The sequence below is a fragment of the Bacillus sp. S4 genome, assembly GCF_040838205.1.
GTDB lineage: Bacteria > Bacillota > Bacilli > Bacillales > Bacillaceae_G > Bacillus_A > Bacillus_A cereus_U.
Genome location: NZ_JBFPJI010000485.1, coordinates 1 through 1,737 on the forward strand (window position 1 = coordinate 1; position 1,737 = coordinate 1,737).

The following is a 1,737-nucleotide window of genomic DNA, read 5'->3' on the forward strand; positions in this document are numbered from 1 at the left end:
TATAAATACAGCAAACAAAATGAAAATCTACTAATAACACTGCATGGGGATCAAGAAAATATACAAATAATAGAACCATATTGGAACTCTGTAATGGAACAAGGTTTTATGCTAGCGTTGCCTCAATCTTCCCAAATTCAATTTTCAGATGGATATGTTTGGGATAATGTCGAAAGAGGAAGAGAAGAGTTAAAAGGACATTACAATAAGATTATATTGAATAATACATTTGAAAATATTATTATTGGTGGCTTTTCTGCTGGGGCAAGAGTAGCGTTACATTCCATGTTACAAGGTGAAATAGAAGTGAACGGTTTTATTTTTGTGGCACCGTGGCTCCCGGAAATGGAAGAATGGGAAGAAATGATTGGAATATTACATGATAAAAGCATAAAAGGATATATAATATGTGGGGATCAAGATGAAGATTGTTTCGAATGTACACAGCAATTTGTAAAGTTATTAAAGGATAAAAATATAGAACATAAGTATAAAGTTGTGCCTAACTTAAATCATGATTATCCTCATAATTTTGAGGAGTTATTAAAAGAAGCTATTGAATATATAGGAAGCAAAAACAATTGATTGGTAGTAAGAAAGGGAGATGCATCATATGTGATGCATCTCCCTTTCGTTATTATAAATTAAAAGCGTCTGCCAATAGGCGATAAGAGTTTAATTTATGTTCAAATTGATGAGTAATCGTGACAATCATAAATTCGTCAGTATTATACTCTTTGCTTAAGTTTAATATTTTTTCTTTCACAGAAGACGGATCACCGACGATCATACGTTGACGATTTTCTTTTATGCGGAATAGATCATAAGCACTATACGCATAATTTTGAGCAGTTTCGATAGAAGGAGTACCAGTAGTCCGTTTTCCTTGTTCTAATAGTAAAATCGATAAATCAAGGCTTGATGCTATCTTCTCCGCTTCTTCATTTGTTTCTCCGCAAATAACAAAAATAGATACGATTGATTTTGGTTTATCACCTAAATAGGAAGGTTGGAATTGTTCTTGATAAGCCCTCATTACTTCAGGGCCACCGTATCCGTTAATGAATTGTGCAAATGCAAAAGAAGCGCCTTGCTTTGCGGCAATCATTGCACTTTCTCCGCTAGAACCGAGCATCCACATTTCAGGAGATGTTGTGATAACTGGAGTAGCCTTTAAGTTTGCATAATGATGATTTTCTGGTACTTGATCATGTAAGTACATAGCAACATTTGCAATTTGTTCTGGATATTGATCAAGTGAGACCATTTTACCTTCTTGAAGTGCGCGAGTTGCTATCGGCATACCACCAGGTGCTCTCCCGACACCAAGGTCGATGCGGTTTGGATAAAGTGCTTCTAGAACGCGGAAATTCTCGGCAACTTTATATGGACTATAATGTGGCAGCATAACACCACCAGAACCAACTCTAATACGATCAGTTTTCGCGGCAATATGTGAAATGAGTATTTCTGGACTTGAACCAGCTAAGCTAACTGAATTATGGTGCTCGGATACCCAAAAACGTGTGAATCCTAGTTTTTCAACTTCTTGTGCAAGCGTAACTGTATGTGAAAAAGCTTCAACTGCTGTGCTACCATCTGAAATAGGTGATTGGTCTAATACACTTAATTTGATCATAGAATATACCTCTCAATCTTAATGTACATTCTATTATATATTTACTTACGAAAAATGCGTAGTGAAATGCTCACACAAAAAAGAGGGTGATATTATAT

The 1,737-nt window shown here is 35.5% G+C and carries 2 protein-coding genes; one reads left to right on the forward strand and one right to left on the reverse strand.

What is annotated here, in order from left to right; genetic code table 11:
• Positions 1-585, forward strand: a 585-nt coding sequence (locus AB3X48_RS21875) for an alpha/beta hydrolase (RefSeq protein ID WP_367959942.1), incomplete at its 5' end; no start/stop codon positions are given.
• Between the two features lie 52 nt (positions 586-637).
• Here AB3X48_RS21875 and AB3X48_RS21880 read toward each other — a convergent pair.
• A complete protein-coding gene (locus tag AB3X48_RS21880) occupies positions 638-1,639 on the reverse strand; it encodes an LLM class flavin-dependent oxidoreductase (RefSeq protein ID WP_016104604.1) in 1,002 nt (333 codons plus the stop codon).
• Positions 1,640-1,737: the final 98 nt, after the last annotated feature.